This is a genomic window from Streptomyces sp. NPDC007189 (genome assembly GCF_040703635.1).
Taxonomy (GTDB): Bacteria; Actinomycetota; Actinomycetes; order Streptomycetales; family Streptomycetaceae; genus Streptomyces.
The window spans coordinates 90,109-107,010 of the sequence record NZ_JBEYEY010000020.1 but is presented as its reverse complement, the minus strand read 5'-3'; the positions used below and the strand labels follow the sequence as shown (position 1 = coordinate 107,010).

Annotated in this window: 17 protein-coding genes and 2 tRNA genes; 15 read left to right on the top strand and 4 right to left on the bottom strand. The window is 72.1% G+C overall.

Annotated elements, in window-relative coordinates:
- The first annotated feature begins 29 nt into the window (after positions 1-29).
- The 4 genes from ptlD (at position 30) to ptlI (ending at position 4,519) form a co-directional block, all read left to right on the top strand.
- Entirely contained in the window at positions 30-929 is a 900-nt protein-coding gene (gene ptlD / locus AB0950_RS32975; protein WP_360575158.1) for a neopentalenolactone/pentalenolactone F synthase, read from the top strand.
- Positions 926-1,939: a polyprenyl synthetase family protein gene (locus AB0950_RS32970; protein ID WP_366780068.1), complete on the top strand. Its 1,014-nt coding sequence runs from the start codon at positions 926-928 to the stop codon at positions 1,937-1,939. The genes ptlD and AB0950_RS32970 overlap by 4 nt, the downstream gene beginning before the upstream one ends.
- 126 nt (positions 1,940-2,065) lie before the next feature.
- Complete coding sequence (gene ptlA / locus AB0950_RS32965) at positions 2,066-3,079, top strand: pentalenene synthase (RefSeq protein ID WP_366780067.1); 1,014 nt, start codon at positions 2,066-2,068, stop codon at positions 3,077-3,079.
- Between the two features lie 45 nt (positions 3,080-3,124).
- Positions 3,125-4,519, top strand: coding sequence for a pentalenene oxygenase (gene ptlI / locus AB0950_RS32960; RefSeq protein ID WP_360575155.1), 1,395 nt, complete (start codon positions 3,125-3,127; stop codon positions 4,517-4,519).
- Between the two features lie 100 nt (positions 4,520-4,619).
- Here the strand turns inward: ptlI and AB0950_RS32955 are convergent, their stop codons facing one another.
- Entirely contained in the window at positions 4,620-5,900 is a 1,281-nt protein-coding gene (locus AB0950_RS32955; RefSeq protein ID WP_366780066.1) for an ATP-binding protein, read from the bottom strand.
- Between the two features lie 163 nt (positions 5,901-6,063).
- Between AB0950_RS32955 and AB0950_RS32950 the strand changes: the two genes are divergently transcribed.
- Positions 6,064-6,160 (top strand) — tRNA-OTHER (locus tag AB0950_RS32950).
- An 18-nt stretch (positions 6,161-6,178) separates the two neighbouring features.
- Here AB0950_RS32950 and AB0950_RS32945 read toward each other — a convergent pair.
- The gene (locus tag AB0950_RS32945) at positions 6,179-7,111 is read right to left on the bottom strand and encodes an aminoglycoside phosphotransferase family protein (RefSeq protein ID WP_366780065.1); all 933 of its coding nucleotides are present in this window, start codon (positions 7,109-7,111) and stop codon (positions 6,179-6,181) included.
- Between the two features lie 145 nt (positions 7,112-7,256).
- Between AB0950_RS32945 and AB0950_RS32940 the strand changes: the two genes are divergently transcribed.
- The 3 genes from AB0950_RS32940 to AB0950_RS32930 all read left to right on the top strand — a co-directional run bounded on the left by AB0950_RS32940 (position 7,257) and on the right by AB0950_RS32930 (position 8,036).
- Positions 7,257-7,352, top strand: a tRNA-Leu gene (locus AB0950_RS32940).
- 67 nt (positions 7,353-7,419) lie between these two features.
- Positions 7,420-7,659, top strand: coding sequence for a hypothetical protein (locus AB0950_RS32935; protein ID WP_360575152.1), 240 nt, complete (start codon positions 7,420-7,422; stop codon positions 7,657-7,659).
- Positions 7,659-8,036, top strand: a complete 378-nt coding sequence (locus AB0950_RS32930) for a toxin Doc (protein WP_330343166.1) — start codon at positions 7,659-7,661, stop codon at positions 8,034-8,036. Before AB0950_RS32935 ends, AB0950_RS32930 begins: the two co-directional genes overlap by 1 nt.
- Positions 8,037-8,069: 33 nt before the next feature.
- Here the strand turns inward: AB0950_RS32930 and AB0950_RS32925 are convergent, their stop codons facing one another.
- The gene (locus AB0950_RS32925) at positions 8,070-8,735 is read right to left on the bottom strand and encodes a DUF4097 family beta strand repeat-containing protein (RefSeq protein ID WP_360160286.1); all 666 of its coding nucleotides are present in this window, start codon (positions 8,733-8,735) and stop codon (positions 8,070-8,072) included.
- 262 nt (positions 8,736-8,997) lie between these two features.
- On the opposite strand from AB0950_RS32925, the gene AB0950_RS32920 reads away from it, so the two are divergent.
- The 7 genes from AB0950_RS32920 (at position 8,998) to AB0950_RS32890 (ending at position 16,293) form a co-directional block, all read left to right on the top strand.
- Positions 8,998-9,780 carry a helix-turn-helix domain-containing protein gene (locus AB0950_RS32920; RefSeq protein WP_360160285.1) on the top strand — a complete coding sequence of 261 codons (783 nt, stop codon included), beginning with the start codon at positions 8,998-9,000 and terminating at the stop codon, positions 9,778-9,780.
- A gap of 556 nt (positions 9,781-10,336) precedes the next feature.
- Positions 10,337-10,462 (top strand): hypothetical protein, encoded by a 126-nt coding sequence (locus AB0950_RS32915; RefSeq protein ID WP_279617438.1) that lies wholly within the window; start codon positions 10,337-10,339, stop codon positions 10,460-10,462.
- Positions 10,463-10,653: 191 nt separating this feature from the next.
- Entirely contained in the window at positions 10,654-11,412 is a 759-nt protein-coding gene (locus AB0950_RS32910; RefSeq protein ID WP_360160284.1) for a cupin domain-containing protein, read from the top strand.
- Positions 11,413-11,416: 4 nt separating this feature from the next.
- A complete protein-coding gene (locus AB0950_RS32905; RefSeq protein ID WP_366780064.1) occupies positions 11,417-12,271 on the top strand; it encodes a cupin domain-containing protein in 855 nt (284 codons plus the stop codon).
- A 13-nt stretch (positions 12,272-12,284) separates the two neighbouring features.
- Complete coding sequence (locus tag AB0950_RS32900) at positions 12,285-14,318, top strand: prolyl oligopeptidase family serine peptidase (RefSeq protein WP_366780063.1); 2,034 nt, start codon at positions 12,285-12,287, stop codon at positions 14,316-14,318.
- Positions 14,315-15,592, top strand: coding sequence for a YcaO-like family protein (locus tag AB0950_RS32895; RefSeq protein WP_360575149.1), 1,278 nt, complete (start codon positions 14,315-14,317; stop codon positions 15,590-15,592). The genes AB0950_RS32900 and AB0950_RS32895 overlap by 4 nt, the downstream gene beginning before the upstream one ends.
- The gene (locus AB0950_RS32890; RefSeq protein WP_366780062.1) at positions 15,589-16,293 is read left to right on the top strand and encodes a TfuA-like protein; all 705 of its coding nucleotides are present in this window, start codon (positions 15,589-15,591) and stop codon (positions 16,291-16,293) included. The genes AB0950_RS32895 and AB0950_RS32890 overlap by 4 nt, the downstream gene beginning before the upstream one ends.
- 42 nt (positions 16,294-16,335) lie before the next feature.
- Here AB0950_RS32890 and AB0950_RS32885 read toward each other — a convergent pair whose 3' ends face one another.
- Positions 16,336-16,896, bottom strand: a complete 561-nt coding sequence (locus AB0950_RS32885) for a GNAT family protein (protein ID WP_366780061.1) — start codon at positions 16,894-16,896, stop codon at positions 16,336-16,338.
- Positions 16,897-16,902 lie beyond the last annotated feature (6 nt).

Sequence of the window (16,902 nt, the reverse complement as noted above, 5' to 3'; positions counted from 1 at the left end):
CATCCCCTCTGCGAAAGGCGGCAACGCCCATGGACGTAACGCCGATACCCGGCGCCGCTTTCGGCGCCGTCGTGCACGGCGCCCAGGTCACCGGCGAGACGGACGAGACCCAGGTGGAGGAGGTCTGGGCGGCGCTCGACGAGCATCTCGTCCTGGTCTTCCGCGGCCACGAGCGGCCCTCCTGCGAGGAGTTCCTGGCCTTCGGCCGCCGCTTCGGGTACATCCCGAAGACCGGTCTGACCAGCGGCGCGCACCCCGACCACAACGAGATCCTGATCGTCTCCAACCTGGTGGAGGACGGCCGCAAGATCGGTGTCGGCGACGCCGACTGGATGGGCTGGCACACCGACTACTCCTTCCGCCCCCGGGTCTCCCAGGTCGGCTTCCTGGAGGCCGTGGAAGTGCCGTCCTCCGGCGGCGGGCAGACCCTGTTCACCGACATGTACGCCCTGTACGAGTCGCTGTCGCCCGAGGAGCGCCGGCGCCTGCACTCCTACCGGGTCCGCCACGCGCTGCGCACCGGCTACGAGGAGACCATCGAGGAGGAGCTGCAGGGCGAGGTGTCCCTCGGTGAAAGCACTGAGGAGATCCAGCCCGAGGACGGCACCTCCACCATCCACCCGCTCATCGCCCGCAATCCGCGCACCGGCCGCCAGTCGGTGTACATCAGCACCCTGAACACGCAGCGGATCGTGGACCTCGCCCCGGACGAGAGCCGCAAGCTGCTCGACGAGCTGCTGTCGCACGCGGGCAAGCCCCAGTACACCTACGTCCACACCTGGCAGCCCGGGGACATCGTGATGTGGGACCAGCTCGGCACCGTCCACGCCAAGCAGGCCTTCGACCCGGCCGAACGGCGCATCATGCGCCAGGTCGTCAGCATCTTCGACGACCCGGCCGGCCCCTGGCGCGCGGAGGTGGCCGCATGAGCGCCGCTCCGGCCTGCCTCAGCCACAGCCGGGTCACGATCACCCCGGCGCTGCGCGCCGCCGTCGACCGGCTCGACCACCGCTCACGTCACCAGGCGGCCTACCACTTCGGCTGGATCACCGCCGGGGGTGCGCCCACCAGCGCGGATGCCGGCAAGGCCGTACGGCCGGCGCTCGCGCTGCTGTCGGCGCAGGCGGTCGGCGCACCGCCCGAGGTGGCCCTGCCCGGCGCCGTCGCCGTGGAGCTCGTGCACAACTTCTCCCTGGTGCACGACGATCTGATGGACGGTGACGAGGAGCGCCGCCACCGGCGCACGGTGTGGAAGCTGTGGGGTCCCTCCAGCGCGATCCTGACCGGTGACGCGTTGCTGGCGCTCGCCCAGGAGGTGCTGCTGGACACCGGGCTGCCGACGGCCGCGCCCGCCGCCCGGCTGCTGGCGCGCACCACCCGGCATCTGATCCGCGGCCAGGTGCAGGACCTGGCCTTCGAGCAGCGCGCGCACGTCACGGTCGCCGAGTGCGTCGACATGGCCGCGGGCAAGACCGGTGCGCTGCTGTCGGCGAGCGCCGCGATCGGCGCGGTCCTCGCCGGGGCGCCGGAGGCGACGGTGGACGCGCTGGCGCTGTACGGCGACCAGGTCGGGATCGCCTTCCAGCTCGTCGACGACGTTCTCGGCATCTGGGGGGACCCGGCCGCCACCGGCAAGCCGGTCCACTCCGATCTGCGCTCCCGCAAGAAGTCCCTGCCGGTGACCCACGCGCTGAACCAGGAGGGTCCGCTCGGCGCCGAGCTGGCCGCCTGGTTCACCACGCCCGGCGAACCCGGTGAGGAGGAGCTGCGGCGCGTGGCCGGCCTGATCGAGGGCGCCGGCGGCCGGGACTGGGCGCTGGCCGAGGCCGCGCGGCGGATGGCGCTGGCCGAGGAGGCGCTGCGCGCTGTCGAGCTGGACGCCGGCGCGCGGGACGAACTCCTCGCGCTGGGGCGGTTCGTCGTCGACCGCGAGGTCTGAGCCCGGGCCGGCCGCCGTACCCGTATGCCCCTTTTGCGACTTCCGACTCTCTGATCAGCGCAGCACGCCCGTCAAAGCACCACCGTGCCCGCTGCCCCTTTGCCACCCACTCCCGAGGATTCCCCCATGCCCCAGGACGTCGACTTCCACATACCCCTGCCGAGCCGGCAGAGCCCGGATCACGCCCGCGCCGACGCAGACCAGCTCGCCTGGCCGCGCTCGCTCGGGCTGATCAAGTCCGAGGCGGCGGCCGAACGCCATCTGCGCGGCGGCTACGCCGACCTGGCCTCCCGCTTCTACCCCCACGCCACCGGTGCCGACCTGGACTTGGGCGTCGACCTGATGTCGTGGTTCTTCCTCTTCGACGACCTCTTCGACGGGCCGCGCGGCGAGAACCCCGAGGAGGCCCAACAGCTCACCGACGCGGTCGCGGCGGCGCTGGACGGCCCCCTGCCCGACACCGCGCCCCCCATCGCCCACGGCTTCGCCGACATCTGGCGGCGCACCTGCGAGGGCATGACACCCGCCTGGTGCGCGCGCAGCGCCCGGCACTGGCGCAGCTACTTCCACGGCTACGTCGACGAGGCGGAGAGCCGTTTCTGGGACACGCCGTACAACTCGGCCGCCCAGTACCTGGCCGTGCGCCGGCAGACCATCGGGGTGCAGCCGACGGTCGACCTGGCCGAACGCGCGGGCCGCTTCGAGGTGCCGCACCGGGTCTTCGACAGCGCCGTGCTCTCCGCGGTGCTCCAGATCGCCGTCGACGTCAATCTGCTGCTCAACGACATCGCCTCGCTGGAGAAGGAAGAGGCCCGCGGCGAGCAGAACAACATGGTCATGATCCTGCGCCGGGAGCACGGCTGGTCCAAGGACCGCAGCGTCGCCCACATCCAGAGCGAGGTGCGCGTCCGCCTGGAGCAGTACCTCCTGCTGGAGTCCTGCCTGCCGCGGGTCGCCGACATCTACCGGCTCGACGAGGCCGAGCGCGTGGCCCTGGAGCGCTACCGCAACGACGCCGTGCGCACCGTGATCCGCGGCTCCTACGACTGGCACCGCTCCTCGGGCCGCTACGACGCCGAGTTCGCGCTCGCCGCCGGCGCCCAGGGCTACCTGGAGGAGCTCGGCAGCACCGCCCGCTAGCAGCGCCGCCCACCGGCTCAGTAAACACGGGAAGTTGAGAATCGAATGACCGAGCAGACCACCTTCTCGGCGGGAGCGGCGCCCGGGGCGCTGCCCGTCGTGGGACACGCCCTGCAGATGATGCGCCACCCCGTGAACTTCATGACGTCGCTGTCGGCCCACGGCGACCTGGTCGAGATCAGGATCGGCCCCACCAGGGCCTACGTACCGACCCACCCCGACCTGCTGCGGCACGTCCTGACCAACGACCGCATCTTCGACAAGGGCGGCGTCTTCTACGACCGCGCCCGGGACATCGCCGGCAACGGCCTGGTCACCTGCCCGTTCGCCGACCACCGCCGCCAGCGCCGGCTGATGCAGTCGGCGTTCACCCGCGGCCAGCTCAAGCGGTACGCCGAGGCCATGCGCGCCGAGATCGAGGCCACGGCGTCGCGCTGGCAGGACGGCATGGTCGTCGACGCCTTCAAGGAGATGTACGGCATGGCCCTGCGCACGGTCGGCCGCACCCTGTACTCCACACCCGTCAGCCCCGAATTGGCGGCCAGGGTGGAACGTTCCTTCGACGTCGTCCTCAACGGCCTGTTCCGGCAGATGTTCCTGCCGGCCTCGATCCGCCGGCTGCCCCTGCCCTCCCAGCGCCGCTACCGGAGCAACCTGGACTTCCTGCACGAGACCACCCAGCGGCTCATCGACGACTACCGCAGCTCCGACACCGAGCGCGACGACCTGCTCGCCGCCCTGATCGCCTCCCGCGACGACGACGGCGGCCGGCTCGGCGACAAGGAGATCCACGACCAGGTCATCACCGTCATGGCGGCCGGCACCGAGACCGTCGCCGGCACCCTCACCTGGGTCTTCTACCTGCTCTCCCAGCACCCGCGGATCGAGGCCGCGCTCTACGACGAGATCGACACCGTCCTGGGCGGCCGCGCCCCGCAGTGGGACGACCTGCCGAACCTCTCCCTGGCCGACCGGATCATCTCCGAGACGCTGCGACTGCACCCGCCGGCCTGGCTGTTCACCCGCCTCACCACCTCACCGACCCAGCTCGCGGGCCGCCGGCTGCCCACCGGCTCCACCGTCGTCTTCAGCCCCGCCGCGGTCGCCCAGTACGAGGGCGCCTTCGACAACCCCGAGAAGTTCGACCCCGACCGCTGGCTCCCGGACCGTGTCGCCCCGGCCTCCCGCCACGCCTACGTGCCGTTCGGCACCGGCGCCCGCAAGTGCATCGGCGACCTGTACGCACGCACCGAGGCCACCCTCGGGCTCGCCACCATCCTCGGCCGCTGGCGGGTCACCTGCGAGCCCGGCATGGACGTCCGCCCGGTGCCGCTGGCCACCGTCTACCACCCGCGCCGGCTGCGCCTGAGGCTGGACGCCCGCACCCCGCGCCGGACGGCCTCCGCCGTCCCCGCACCGGCCGGGGGCGACGCGGCGTGAGCGAAGCAAGGGGCGGGCGCTGGGCCCTGATGGAGCGCCAGGGGCACGTGCGGGAGGACGTCGTGCACCACCATGACGCCCCGCGACGGCCGTACCCGGCTCATGCCGACCGGGCCGGGTGGCCGGTCTTGGTCTGGTTCGGCTGAAGGAGGCGGGCGACGAAGACGCTGCGGCCGTCGGAGGCCTCCTGGGTCTGGATGCACAGGCCGATCTCGACCAGGCTGCCGTCACGACGCAGGGCCGGCACGGACACCGGGCGGCCGAGGATGCGGGAATGCCCGGTCAACAGCAGGGAGGTGAAGGACGCGACGTGGCGTTCCCGCAGGTCTTCCGGGATGATCCTGGTGATCCGCTGCCCGATGAGTGCGCCCGGTGGCCAGCCCAGCAGGTCGGACGCCGCGGCGTTGGCGGCGATGATCCGGTCACCGTCGTCGGCGGCGATGGTCGGGGTGCCGCTCGCCTGGAGCCGGCTGGGATCCCAGGCGGCCAGCTCGGGGGGCGTCGTGCTGGGCTCGCGGGGCATCTCGGTCCAGGCCGTGGGCCGGCGGCCGGTGAGCTGGGCGGTGATCTGCCCGAGGAGCCAGCGGTTGAGGGCGTGGATCTGCGGCAGGGCCGGCCGGGTCAGCAGCCGCCCCTGGCGCGCCGCCTCCTGGACCAGGTCGAGGACGCGGCACAGGGTGTGCACGCCGTCCTCGGCGTCGTCGGGGATCTCCATGCGCACGGTGTGCAGGTCCCCGTGCGAGTGACGCTCGGCCGCCGCAGTCACCCTCGCCCTGACCAGGTGGTTCGTGTCGTGCGCGGTCTCCAGGTCGGCCAGCGGCACCGAGGGAAGGTCGCCCGCGGAGGCCGCCAGGAGGGATTCGCGCAGCAGCGCCTCGCGGTGCATCTGGGCCGCCTTGTGCAGCGCGCCGGGCAGATCGATCAGCTCGACGGGTGTCGATGCCGTGTGCGCGGGAGGCATGTCCCAGTCCGAGACCGGCGGCTCCGGGGTCTCGGGCCACAGTTCGAACCAGACCGTCTTGTGGTCCTCGCCGACCTGGACGCCGTGGCTGGAGGCCAGCTCCTCCACCAGGGCCAGCCCTCGTCCCGTACTGGCGTACGCCGTGCTGCTCGTGCGGGGCACCAGGACACGGCTCGGCTCCTGATCGCTGACCTCGATGTGCACCCGCCCGTCCACGGCCCAGGCCCGCACCTCCACCTGGGTGTGCGCGTGCACCACCGCGTTGGTCACCAGTTCGCTCACCAGCAGCTGCGCGGTGTCCGCCACGTCCGGGGCCACCCCGTCCAGGGCCTCCCGGACGAACCGCCGGGCGTCCCGGGCGCTCTGGGGCCGCGGAGGCAGCCGGCGGATCGGCGCACGAGCCGGACCGGGCATAGCCATGCCACCAGTGTGCCCGCCACCGCGGTCCCTGTCGTCTCCGGTGATCACTCACGCCGTACGGTGCGAAAGTGCCGGTCAGCGGCGTGTCAGAGCCGTGTCAGGCCGCCCGGGCACCATGAATCACGTGAACGGCGCCGCGGGAGGACCGCGAGGCCGGGAGCGAGGAGAGGTGCCCGGAGCGGCTGATCGGGGACCAGGGGCGCACGCCCCAAGTCGGATCCCTTCGAGGGTCCACGCAGGTTCGAATCCTGCCCTCTCCGCCGATCGACTGTCCGGCTTCATTTCTTGGGTGCCGGGGAACCGGCCGATGCCGTGAGGCGGCGCAGGGCCGCTTGGGCGGGTGGGCCCCAGGTGGGCTTGCCGCCCGGACGGCCGTGGACGCCTGCGTCTGCGATGAAGAGGCAGGCGAGGGCTTTCAGCAGCGCCCAGCCGCGGGCACGGCGGCGGGTCGCTAGGTCTGGTGCCGGCTGGTAGGCGTCGTAGAAGCGGTCGACGGCCCCGTCCGGCAGCAGGAGCCACGCGGCGGCGAGGTCGCAGGCCGGATCGCCCGCGAAGAGGTCGCCGAAGTCGATCACGCCGCAGAAGGTGCCGTCCTCGGTGAGGACGTTGGCCGGGTGCAGGTCGCCGTGGAGCCACAGCGCGGGGCCCGTCCAGTCGGGTGCGGTGACGGCGTCCTCCCAGACCTGGCGTACGGCGTCCGGGTCGGGGAGCAGGCCCCGTTCGGTGGCCGAGGCCAGCGCCTTTGCGCATTCCTCGGCGTAGTCGGCCAGCGGGTCTCCGCGGTCGCGGCCTGCCGGTGCGCCGTCGGGGGCCGGCCGGTGGAGGGACGTCAGGAAGCCGGCCAGGGTGTCGGCCGCCTCCGTGGCGCGCGTTGCGGGGGAGCGGTCGGCGGGTGTGCCCCGCACCCAGGTGGTGACGATCCAGGGCCGCGGGAATCGTTCGGAGGGCTCGCCGAGGCGCTGGGGGACGGGGACCGGCAGGGGAAGACGCGGGGCGAGTACGGGAAGCCACGCGTGCTCCTTGCGCAGCAGCGCGTCCGCGGACGGCGTCGCCCAGGGCAGCCGGACGGCGAGGTCGTCGCCAAGTCGCCACAGCTGGTTGTCCCAGCCCCGGGCGCCGAGCCTCACGGGGAGAGCGGCCAGGTCGGGGTGCTGGTCGCGCAACAGGTCCCGGACCAGTTCCGCGGTGATCTCCGTCTCGGTGTGGGTCATGCGGAGTCACCGTAGCCGGGGTGTGGCCCGCCCGTTCCGGTATCGAAAAATCGCCGGTCAGTGCGGCATCAGAGCCGTGTCAGGCCACTTGGGCACCATGAATCACGTGAACGGCGCCGCGGGAGGACCGCGAGGCCGGGAGCGAGGAGAGGTGCCCGGAGCGGCTGATCGGGGACCAGGGCGCAAGCCCCAAGTCGGATCCCTTCGAGGGTCCACGCAGGTTCGAATCCTGCCCTCTCCGCCGATCGACTGTCCGGCAGTTGAGGGCGGGCCTGGCGGGGTTGGTACCAAGTAGGTACCATCGGGGTATGCCATCGCTGAACGTGTCGTTCTCCGAAGAGGAGATGGAAGGCGTCCGTGCCGCCGCTGCCGCGGAGGGCAAGAGCCTCAAGCAGTACCTGCACGATCTCGGGGTGCGGGAGATGCACCGCAAACGGTTCGTCGCCGGTGCCGTGGCCTGGGCCGACCGGCTGCGCGGCGAGTTCGACGACGCGTTTCCGGACGAGGTGCCGCCCTCCCGCCGGGGTGGCGGGGCCGCGGCCGCCTGATGGTGCTGCACATCGACGTGTCCTGGCTGCTCGACGTCCAGGAGGCGGCCCTCGGGCACGAGGACGTGACGGTGACCGACTACTCGGCGCTGGTGGCGGCCGTGGCGCGGCACAAGACCAAGATGCCGACGCTGGAGACGGCCGATCCGGACGCCGCGTGGCGCGCGGCCGCGCTGCTGCACACGATCGTGCGTCTCGAGCCGCTCCCGCACCGCAACAGCCTCTTCGCCGCCTTCGTGGCCGCCCAGTACATGGACCAGTCCGGTGAGGGCATCGACCCGCCGTACGGCGCCCTGTCGGATCTCGTGCGCAAGGTGCGGGACGCCCGGCTGAGTGTGTATGCCGTCGCCGAGGCGCTGCGTTCCTGGAAGATCTGACGGGCGGGTACGGCGGGGGCGCGCCTCAGGGCTTCAGAGACTGTGCGCACTGATGTCGCCGTGGGGGGTGGTGGCGCGGATGTCGAGTTCGGCGGCGCCGTCGTTCTTGAGGGAGTTGCTGATACGGCCGTGGCCGGTCCCGGCGTCCAGGGCGGCCGAGACGCCGGCGGCGGCGCCGACCGTGATGTTCCCGCACTCGGTGCGGAGCACGACCCTGCCGCGTACCGCCTCGGTGATCCGGATGTCGCCCCGTGCGGTGCTGATCTCGGCGGGGCCGCCCAGCCGGCCCACCTCGACGTCGCCGTCGACCGCGGTCAGGCGCAGGCTCGCGGCCTCCTCCACCTTGATCTGGCGGTACGCGCCGTCGAAGACGACGTCGCCGAGGCGGCCGGCACCGTGGAGCTCGCAGCCGGCGGTCCTGGCCTCGACCCGGGAGCCGGCGGGCAGCTTCACGGTGACCTCCAGGGACCCGGAGCCGAAGAGCTGGTTCCCCGACTCGGAGGTGCGGATCCGCAGGACGCCGTCGGCATAGGCGACTTCCGCGCGCTCGGCGCTGTGCACGTCGCGCTTCTTCGAGGGGTCGGCGGGCAGCACCTCGACCACGGTGTCGGCGCGGTCGGCGGCGATGAACCGGATGCGTCCGGCGGGGATGTCCAGGACGGCGGAGATCGGGGCGGGGGTGTCGAACTTGTTCTGCATCGTACTCTCCCTTGCGCTGACGGCTCACTGTTTCCCAACACCGGAAACGCTACGTTGCTTTCCAAGTTCACGCAACGATGGTTTTGCTGAGAGACAGCATTATCCGAGGTCACGACCTATCAATCATTGCAACGATGTCTCGTTTAACGCAACGATTGTGAGGCCGGTCGTTGCAACGCAGTGACGATGAACGCTATGGTGGAGGCGTCAGGGAACACCGAGCGGCGCCAGAGAGCACCGTGGCGCGTGAAGGAGTGCACCGATGCCGGGAGGCAGGCTCACCCAGGCCGAACGCCAGCAGATCGCGCTGGGGCTGGCCGACAGCCTCCCCTACGCCGAGATCGCGCGGCGACTCGGCCGCCCGACCTCCACTATCACGCGTGAGGTGATGCGCAACGGCGGCCCCACCGGCTACCGCGCCGACCTGGCCCACCGCGCCACCCAGCACCGCACGCACCGGCGCAAACAGGCCGCGCCCCGGGGACCGCAGGCGCTGCCGCAGCCGTACGGACGCGACGCCGAGGCCGTGCGCGAGTACCAGGAGACCCTCACCACCGTCTTCATGACCTCCGGCCTGCCCAAGATGATGGCCCGGGTGCTGGGCTGCCTCTACACCACCGACACCGGCAGCCTCACCGCCGCCGAACTCGCCGAGCGCCTCCAGGTGAGCCCGGCGTCCATCTCGAAAGCGATCACCTTCCTCGAGAGCCTGGACCTCGTCCGCCGCCAGCGCGACGAGCGCCGCCGCGAGCGCTATGTCGTCGACGACGACCTGTGGTACCAGTCGATGATCCGCAGCGCCCGGGCCAACGACCAGTTCATCGAGACCGCGCGCCAAGGCGTCACCATCCTCGGCCGCGGCACCCCGGCCGCCGCCCGCCTCGAGAACGCCGCCCGCTTCCTCGACTTCGTCAGCGAAGCGCTCATCCGCGCCGCCGAACAGGGCCGCGACGTCCTCTACACCAGGACCGGAACAACCCCGGACCACTCCGCCGAACCGCATCCGGACGACGGATCCACGACCGCACCGACCGCCACCGGCTGAGCCGGCCGCCGAAGCGGACGCAGGCGAGGGGAAGCGCGAGGGCAAGGCAGCAGGACCGAGCGGCGCGAGGCACGGCCCGGACGAGCGGGGTGGCGAAGGGCGGACCGGACAGGCCCGCTGACCGGCTCTCCACGGGCGCTCTAGCAGGGCGTGGCACGGTGCGCGGAGCGGTTGTGTCTCGTTCGCCTCAGCCTGCCGGAAGGAAGCCGACCGATGGCCCGCGGATCACTGAACGTGCGTTCGACAGCGGCGAGCAGGAGCCGGCGTCCGGGGTGAGTCCCGTCGGCTGAGCCGCCCGGCCGGCACCTCTTGTGCGTTTCTCTCCAGGAAACGTTTCCGTGCTCGAAAAAATCAGGCCGCCCAGAAAAGGCCGTGCCCTGAATTCGGCATGCCCTTTTTTCCATACGGACAACCGGGCTCGGAAAATTACTGGCCTCTTGCTCGAGCGCCATTGGAGCGGCCCGGAAAAGTCTTGACCGACCCCTTCCGGATAATTAATGTAACCGACACCTGTCGACCGCAGGAATCATCAATGAATTCGCAAAGGGGTAAGGGAATGTCCCTCAACGACAAGCTCAAGGCCACCGACGACGAGGCTCTGCTCCAGGCCGCCGACGCCGAGGTCGAGGAGCTCTCCAACCAGTCGCGCCCGATGCTGATCTCCGAGATCAACGAGGCCTGACCGGCTGCTTCAACAGGGATCCCGGGGGCGGCGGCGCGTCGCTCCCGGGACCGTTCGGAACCAGACGCCATGAAGGATCCTCCGTGGGTACTGAACATCCGCTCACTCGTCTCATAGACGAAAAAGACTTGCTGGGCACGTACTGGAACAAGAAACACGGATTGTTCAAGCAGGCATGTCCGGTGGACGGCTTGATTCATGAGTCCGATATCCAGGACATGCTCGACACGGGGCTGCTGCGCTGGCCGTACTTCACCCTCCTGAAAGAGGGGCAGCAGCCGGAGATCCTCGCCTTCACCAAGACGCGGAATGTGGCCGGGAGCCCGGTACCGGGCTTCGCCGACGCGGCGAAGGTGCGCTCGCTGCTCGCGGCCGGCGCGACCATGAAGATGAACCAGCTCGAGGACTGGCACCGTCCGCTGGGCACGCTGATGCGGGAGATCGAGGCTCGCCTGCCCGCCGAGCTCAAGACGTACGTGTTCTACACGCCGCGTGACAACACGGGCATGCTGCCCCACCGCGACGGGTCCCACGTCCTCGCGGTCCAGGTCGCCGGCGCCAAGGAATGGCGGATCTACGACGAGCCCCGGGAGATCGACTCCCGCTCCGGTCTCGATGTGGACGTGGACAGCCACGCGCACTCCTTCGTCATGGAGCCGGGCGACGTGCTGTACCTGCCGCACGGCATGCCGCACGTGGCGACGGCCCGCGAAGGGACCTCGCTGCACGTGACGTTCACCATCACCGAACCCACTCCGCGGGACCTCGTCGAGTCCCTGATGACCCTCTTCGCCCAGGACTGCGACCGCGTACGGGAAGGCGATCCGCGCGCGACGCTCGAGGAGACGGCGGACGCGGTGACCAAGGCCCTGCTCGACCATGTGAACTCCGTGGACGCACAACTCCTCGTCGACACGGCAGTGGCCGCGATGAGGGACAGGACGGCGTGAATCCATGACCACCACGAAGAGTGCGCAGCGACTGACCGAACTCGTCGGCGACGCCGACGCCTTCCTCGCCGATGCCTGGGGGGTGCGTGCCGCCACGTTCCGGTCCGCCGCCGTCCCCGCACTGCTCTCCGCCGCCCAGATCTGGGACGCGTTCGACTACGGGCTGCTCGTCACCCCGTACTTCGGCGTCACCCGTGACGGGGTGAGCGCGCCGGCCGCGGACATCACCGTGACCCGCAAGGTGCAGCAGAAGCCGAGGGCGCGGTACGCGAACGCCGCGGGCGTGCGGAAGTGGTTCGCCGCGGGCTACACGGTCGCCCTGCGTCAGCCCGATCACTGGCATGCCGGTCTGAAGGACCTCGTCGGCGCGCTGCGCGAGGAGTTGCGGGCCGACGTACGGTCCTCCGTGTTTCTCAGCCCGCCGCCGGCCCGGGACGACGCCGAGGACGGGACGCGGGTCGGTACCGAGGCGGCCCATCTGTTCGTGCTGCAGCTCGAGGGCGAGACCCGGTGGAGCGCCGGTGAGGAAGGCCGCCGTACGCGGACGGCGCTGACCCCGGGAGACGTCCTGTACATCCCGCCGGGGCACGAGCACACCGTGGTCGCGCACGAGGGCAGCGCCCTGTACGCCACCTTGAGCGTGCAACAGCCCAGCCCCCGCGACCTGGCCGAGGTCGCGCTGGCCGGGTTCTTGAGGAGCGCACCGGCGGAGGCGATCGCGGGCAGGCACCACTACATGTCCCTGGACGAGAAGGTCGGCTGGCTGCGCCGTGAACTGACCGCCCATCTCGCCGGGCAGGACATCGACGACCTGGTGGCGACGGCGGTCGGGATACAGCAGCGCGCCGGACAGGCCTGAGAGCATGACGGGGGTGTCGCAGAACCAGGGCCCGGGGGCGGCGGCCCTCACGACGCTGCTGGCGCACCCACGGGTTCAGGTGGCTCACCGTCTCGGCTCCGGTCTGCTGATCGAGGCGGAGCTGCGGCGGCCCGGCCGCCGGGACCTCGTGCCGTTCGTCCTCGGCTATGCGCACGGGCCCGGCGGTGACCCGGTCATGGAGCACGCTCACGCCGCGGCGTCATCGGTGACGGTCACCGAGGGCGGCGGCTATCTGTTCCTGTCCGACCGCAGGTCCGGCGACGCGGCGGCGTGCGGCCACGGCGGCCGCTCCCTGTGGCGGCACCGGCCGCAGACACCACGCGAGCCGCAACTCGTCCTGGGCGCGCCGCGCGGTGTCGTCTCGTACGCCGCGGCAGGGGCGACGGCCGTCGCGGCCGTCTGGGTCAGGGCCGGGGCGACGTCCCTGGCCGAGGACCAGCGGCTGCGCGCCGCCGATCCACCGGACCGGGACACGGTCACGCTGGTGCGCGGTGATCTGTGGCCGCAGTCGCAGTACCACACGCCGGGCGAGGTGCTGCGGGTGCTGCGCGTCGGCCTGTCCGACGGCGCGCAGGGCCCGGGGGCCGGCGAGCTGATCGAGCTGCCGCTCGCGGAGGATGTGCGGCTGACCGGGGAACTGGCGCTGACGCCCGACGGCCTGCGGTGCGCCGCGGGGGTGGCGCGTTTCCTGCGTGGTGGGCACCGGCGCCATGGGCTGCTGGTGTTCGCCCTGTCGGATCCCGCGGGCGCGCGTGCGGTATGGGCGGACGACGACGATCTCTCGGAGCCGGTCGCGGCTCCCGACGGCTCCTGGTTCGCGTGTACGGCGGAGCGGATCGCGCGCCCCGGGCTCGGCCCGCGGCAGGAAGCGGTGCTGGTCGCCTCCGACGGCTCCGCGGTCGTCCGCGCCGCGCGCCGGCACGCCAACTGGCTGCGGCCTCGCGCCTGGTGCGGGGCGGACACGCTGCTGTGCACCGGCGAAGAGGAGGGCCGGCGGCACCTGTGGCGGCTGCGGACCGGCGACGGCGCGGTCGAGCGGGTCGAGGCCGGGGGCTCCGTGCAGGCGGTGACCGTGTCGAGCGGCGAACTGCTGGTGGTGCGCTCCCGGATCGACCTGCCTCCCGAGGTGGTGTCCCTTCGGGCGGATGCGGCCGCCGCCGGGTCCGCCGCCGGGACGCGGCCGTCCGGGCCGGCCCTGGTGGCCGCTCCGGCCGCCGCCGCCACCCCGGCGGGGCGCATGGAGCGAGGGAACTACCGGGCGCCGGACAGATCGACGTGGCACAGCTGGTTGTGCCTGCCCGCCGCCGACCCCGGGCAGCCGCTTCCGGTGCTCGTCTGGTGCCACGGCGGGCCGTTGCTCAGCTGGACGGACTGGTCGTGGCGGTGGAATCCGTGGCCGTTCGTGGCCGAGGGCTACGCCGTACTCATGCCGGATCCCCCGCTGTCCACCGGATACGGGCAGCAGGCCGTGGAACGCGGCTGGGGCCGCTGGACCTCCGAGGTCGCCGCCGTCGCGGCGGCCCAGGTGGAGCACGCGCTGGCGCACCCCCTGCTCGACGCGGGCCGGGTCGCCGTCATGGGGGGCAGCTTCGGCGGCTACCTGTCGCTGGCCCTCGCCACGCTGCTGCCCTCGGTCCGCCTTGCCGTCAGCCATGCGGGCTGGGCCGACTTCGCCGCGGTCGCGCGGGTGTGCGATCTGCACTGGCACTGGCTGCGGGAGTACGGCGCCGTGGACGAGGCAGCCGCCTACCGCCGAGAGAGCCTGCCGCTCGAGGCGATCGGGTCCGCCACCCGGGTGCTGCTGTCCCACGGGTGCCTGGACACGCATGTCCCGGCCGGCGAGTCCCGCGCGATGTACCGGTCCCTGGACGGCCGGGGTGTCGACGTGGAGCTGATGCTCCTGCCCGACGAGGGACACAGCATTCGCAAACCCGCCAATGCGGCGGCCTGGTTCCGATGGGTCCTGGAGGCGTGTCATGCCGCCCTGGGCAGCCCGTCCCTGGTGAAGGGATCCCGTTCACGATGACCACAGCCGTGCTGAAATCGCCGGCCGGCGCCGGCCGCCGGCACTGGTTCCCGCACGAGTCCGAGAATCCGATGACGGCCTGCGGCACCTCGCTGCGCACCCGCACCCTGGAGGAGACCGAGGCGCTGGCGCAGACGTCCCTGGAGCGCTGCGGCATCACACGGATCGCCGACGTCACCGATCTCGACGTCCTCGGCATCCCGGTGTTCCACAGCATGCGCCCGGCGGCGGCCCCCGGCCTGAACACGGTGACCAGCGGCAAGGGGGCGACCCCGCGGGCCGCGCGGGTGTCCGCCATGATGGAGGCGATCGAGCGGACCTGGTGCGAGCCGCCGACCGACCCGGCGCCGCCGCTCGCCTCGTACGCCGAACTGCGCCGGCGGGGCGTGCCGGTGCTCGACCCCAGGCGGCTGATCCTGCGGCGGGGGCACACCTGGACCGAGGACGCGCTCATCCACTGGTGGCCGGTGCGGGAGCTGTTCAGCGACACCGAGGTGTGGGTTCCGGCCCTCGCGGTGTTCACTCCCTACCCCCACGAGTGCAAGATGGCCAGCTCGAACGTGATCGGTCTCGCGGTCGGCAACAGCCCGCAGGAAGCGCTGCTGCACGGGCTGCTCGAGGCCATCGAGCAGGACTGCACGGCGTTCGGCGAGACGCTCAGGCGCGGTCACCGCGTCCGCCTCGACTCGCTGCCCGAGGGCCCGGCCGCGCTGGTGGAGCGGTTCCAGAGCAAGGGCGTCAACGTCCAGGTCTTCAGCTACGTCAACGAGATCGGGGTGCCCGCCATGTTCGCCACCACCGACGACACGCACGCCGAGGACGGCATGCTGATCAACGGGGGCGGCGGCGCCCACCTCGACCCGCTCGTGTCGGTCACCCGCGCCCTGACGGAGGCGGCCCAGTCCCGGCTCGCGGTCATCAACGGGGCCCGGGAGGACCTCAACAGCCAGGCCTACCGGCGGCACGCGTCGTACGAGGCCATGCGGGAGATGCTGCACGCCTGGAGCGCCGAGCGCGCGGAGATCGACTTCGGGGAGCTGCCCAACACCAGTACCGGCACCACACGGGGCGACCTGGAGCGCGTGCTCGACGGGCTCGACAAGGCGGGTCTGTCGCTGGTGTTCGCCGCCGAACTCGCCCCGGACGACTTCCCGTTCTCCGTGACCCAGGTCATCGTGCCCGGGCTGGAGGTGTACCACCACGACAACGCGCGGCTCGGTACGCGGCTGCGCCGCGCGATGGAGGCCGCGGGGATGGCGAGGCCCCTGCGATGACCGACACGACCACCGATCTCGTCGTCTTCACCGGCCCGTCCCTGCGTGCGACGGACCTGCCGGCGCTGCGCGACCTCGCCGCCCGGCTCGGCCGCCGTCTCCAGCTGCGCCCGCCGGTGCGCAGGCTCGATCTGCTGGACCTGGCCGATTCCGCCGCCGCGACGGAAGTCCTCATGCTGGACGGGGAGTTCGGGCAGCGGCTGGCCGTCAGCATCGCCGAGGTGCGCGCGGTGCTGGCCGCCGGGCAGCCGCTCACCGGCGCCTCCTCCATGGGCGCCCTGCGGGCCGTGGAATGCCGCACGCTCGGCATGAGGGGCAGCGGCTGGGTGTTCGAGCAGTACCTGTCGGGGGCCGTCGACTCCGACGGCGACGTGGCGCTCCTGTACGACCCCGAGGACTTCACGCCGGTGACGATCCCTCTGGTGAACGTGCGCTGGCTGCTGGCGCAGAAGCGGGGTGCGGGGCTGCTGTCGCCCGCCGCGGCGGGGGCGGCGCTGCGGGTGGCCAAGGGGCTGCACTTCCGCGACCGGCGCCCCTCCGTGCTGCTGCGGCGGTGGCGGCAGGAGCTGCCCGCGGACGCGGTGGAGGTCCTCGGGCCGGAGCTGGCGGACGAGCGGCGCGACGGCTGGGACCGCAAGCGCCTCGACGGCCTTCAGGCGGTGCGGGCCGCGCTGGGCGCGGACGAGCCAGTGGCTGCGTGACGGGCGGGTCCCGGGGCCGCGTGGTCCCGGGGCCGCCATCGGTCACCGCGGTGGCGCGCCGCCGGTCAGGTTCCGTTCCCAGAAGATCTCGTCGCGCCAGGCCCCGCCGATGTGGAGGTGGGCGTGGGCGACGCCCCAGGGCGTGAAGCCGTTGCGGCGCAGTACGGCGTGGGAGGCGAGGTTCTCCAGCTGGGTGTGCGCCTCCGCGCGGTGCAGGCCCAGCTCCTCCTTCATCACGCGCAGCACCTGGGCCACCGCGCGGCCGGCGTGCCCGTGGCCCTGGGCCGCGGTCGCCACCCAGTAGCTGAGGAAGCCCTTCTGCAGCGGTCCGCGCAGGATGGTGCTCACCGTCACCTGACCGACGACGGCGCCGCCCGCGACGATGACACCCGGCCAGCCGCCGCCGCTGCGATGGGTGGCGAGGAGCTGCTCGATGCGGGCGGCCTGGTGTTCCGCGGTGTGGAACCCCTGCGGCCTGGCCGGCTGCCAGCGCGCGAAGTCCTCGGCGTCGCGCTCCAGGTGGGCCGCGAGCGCCGGGGCGTCGGCCACCTCGATCAGCCGTACCGAGGTGGTGGCCGCGGCGGAGGGGGGTGTGGGTGACACGGAAGC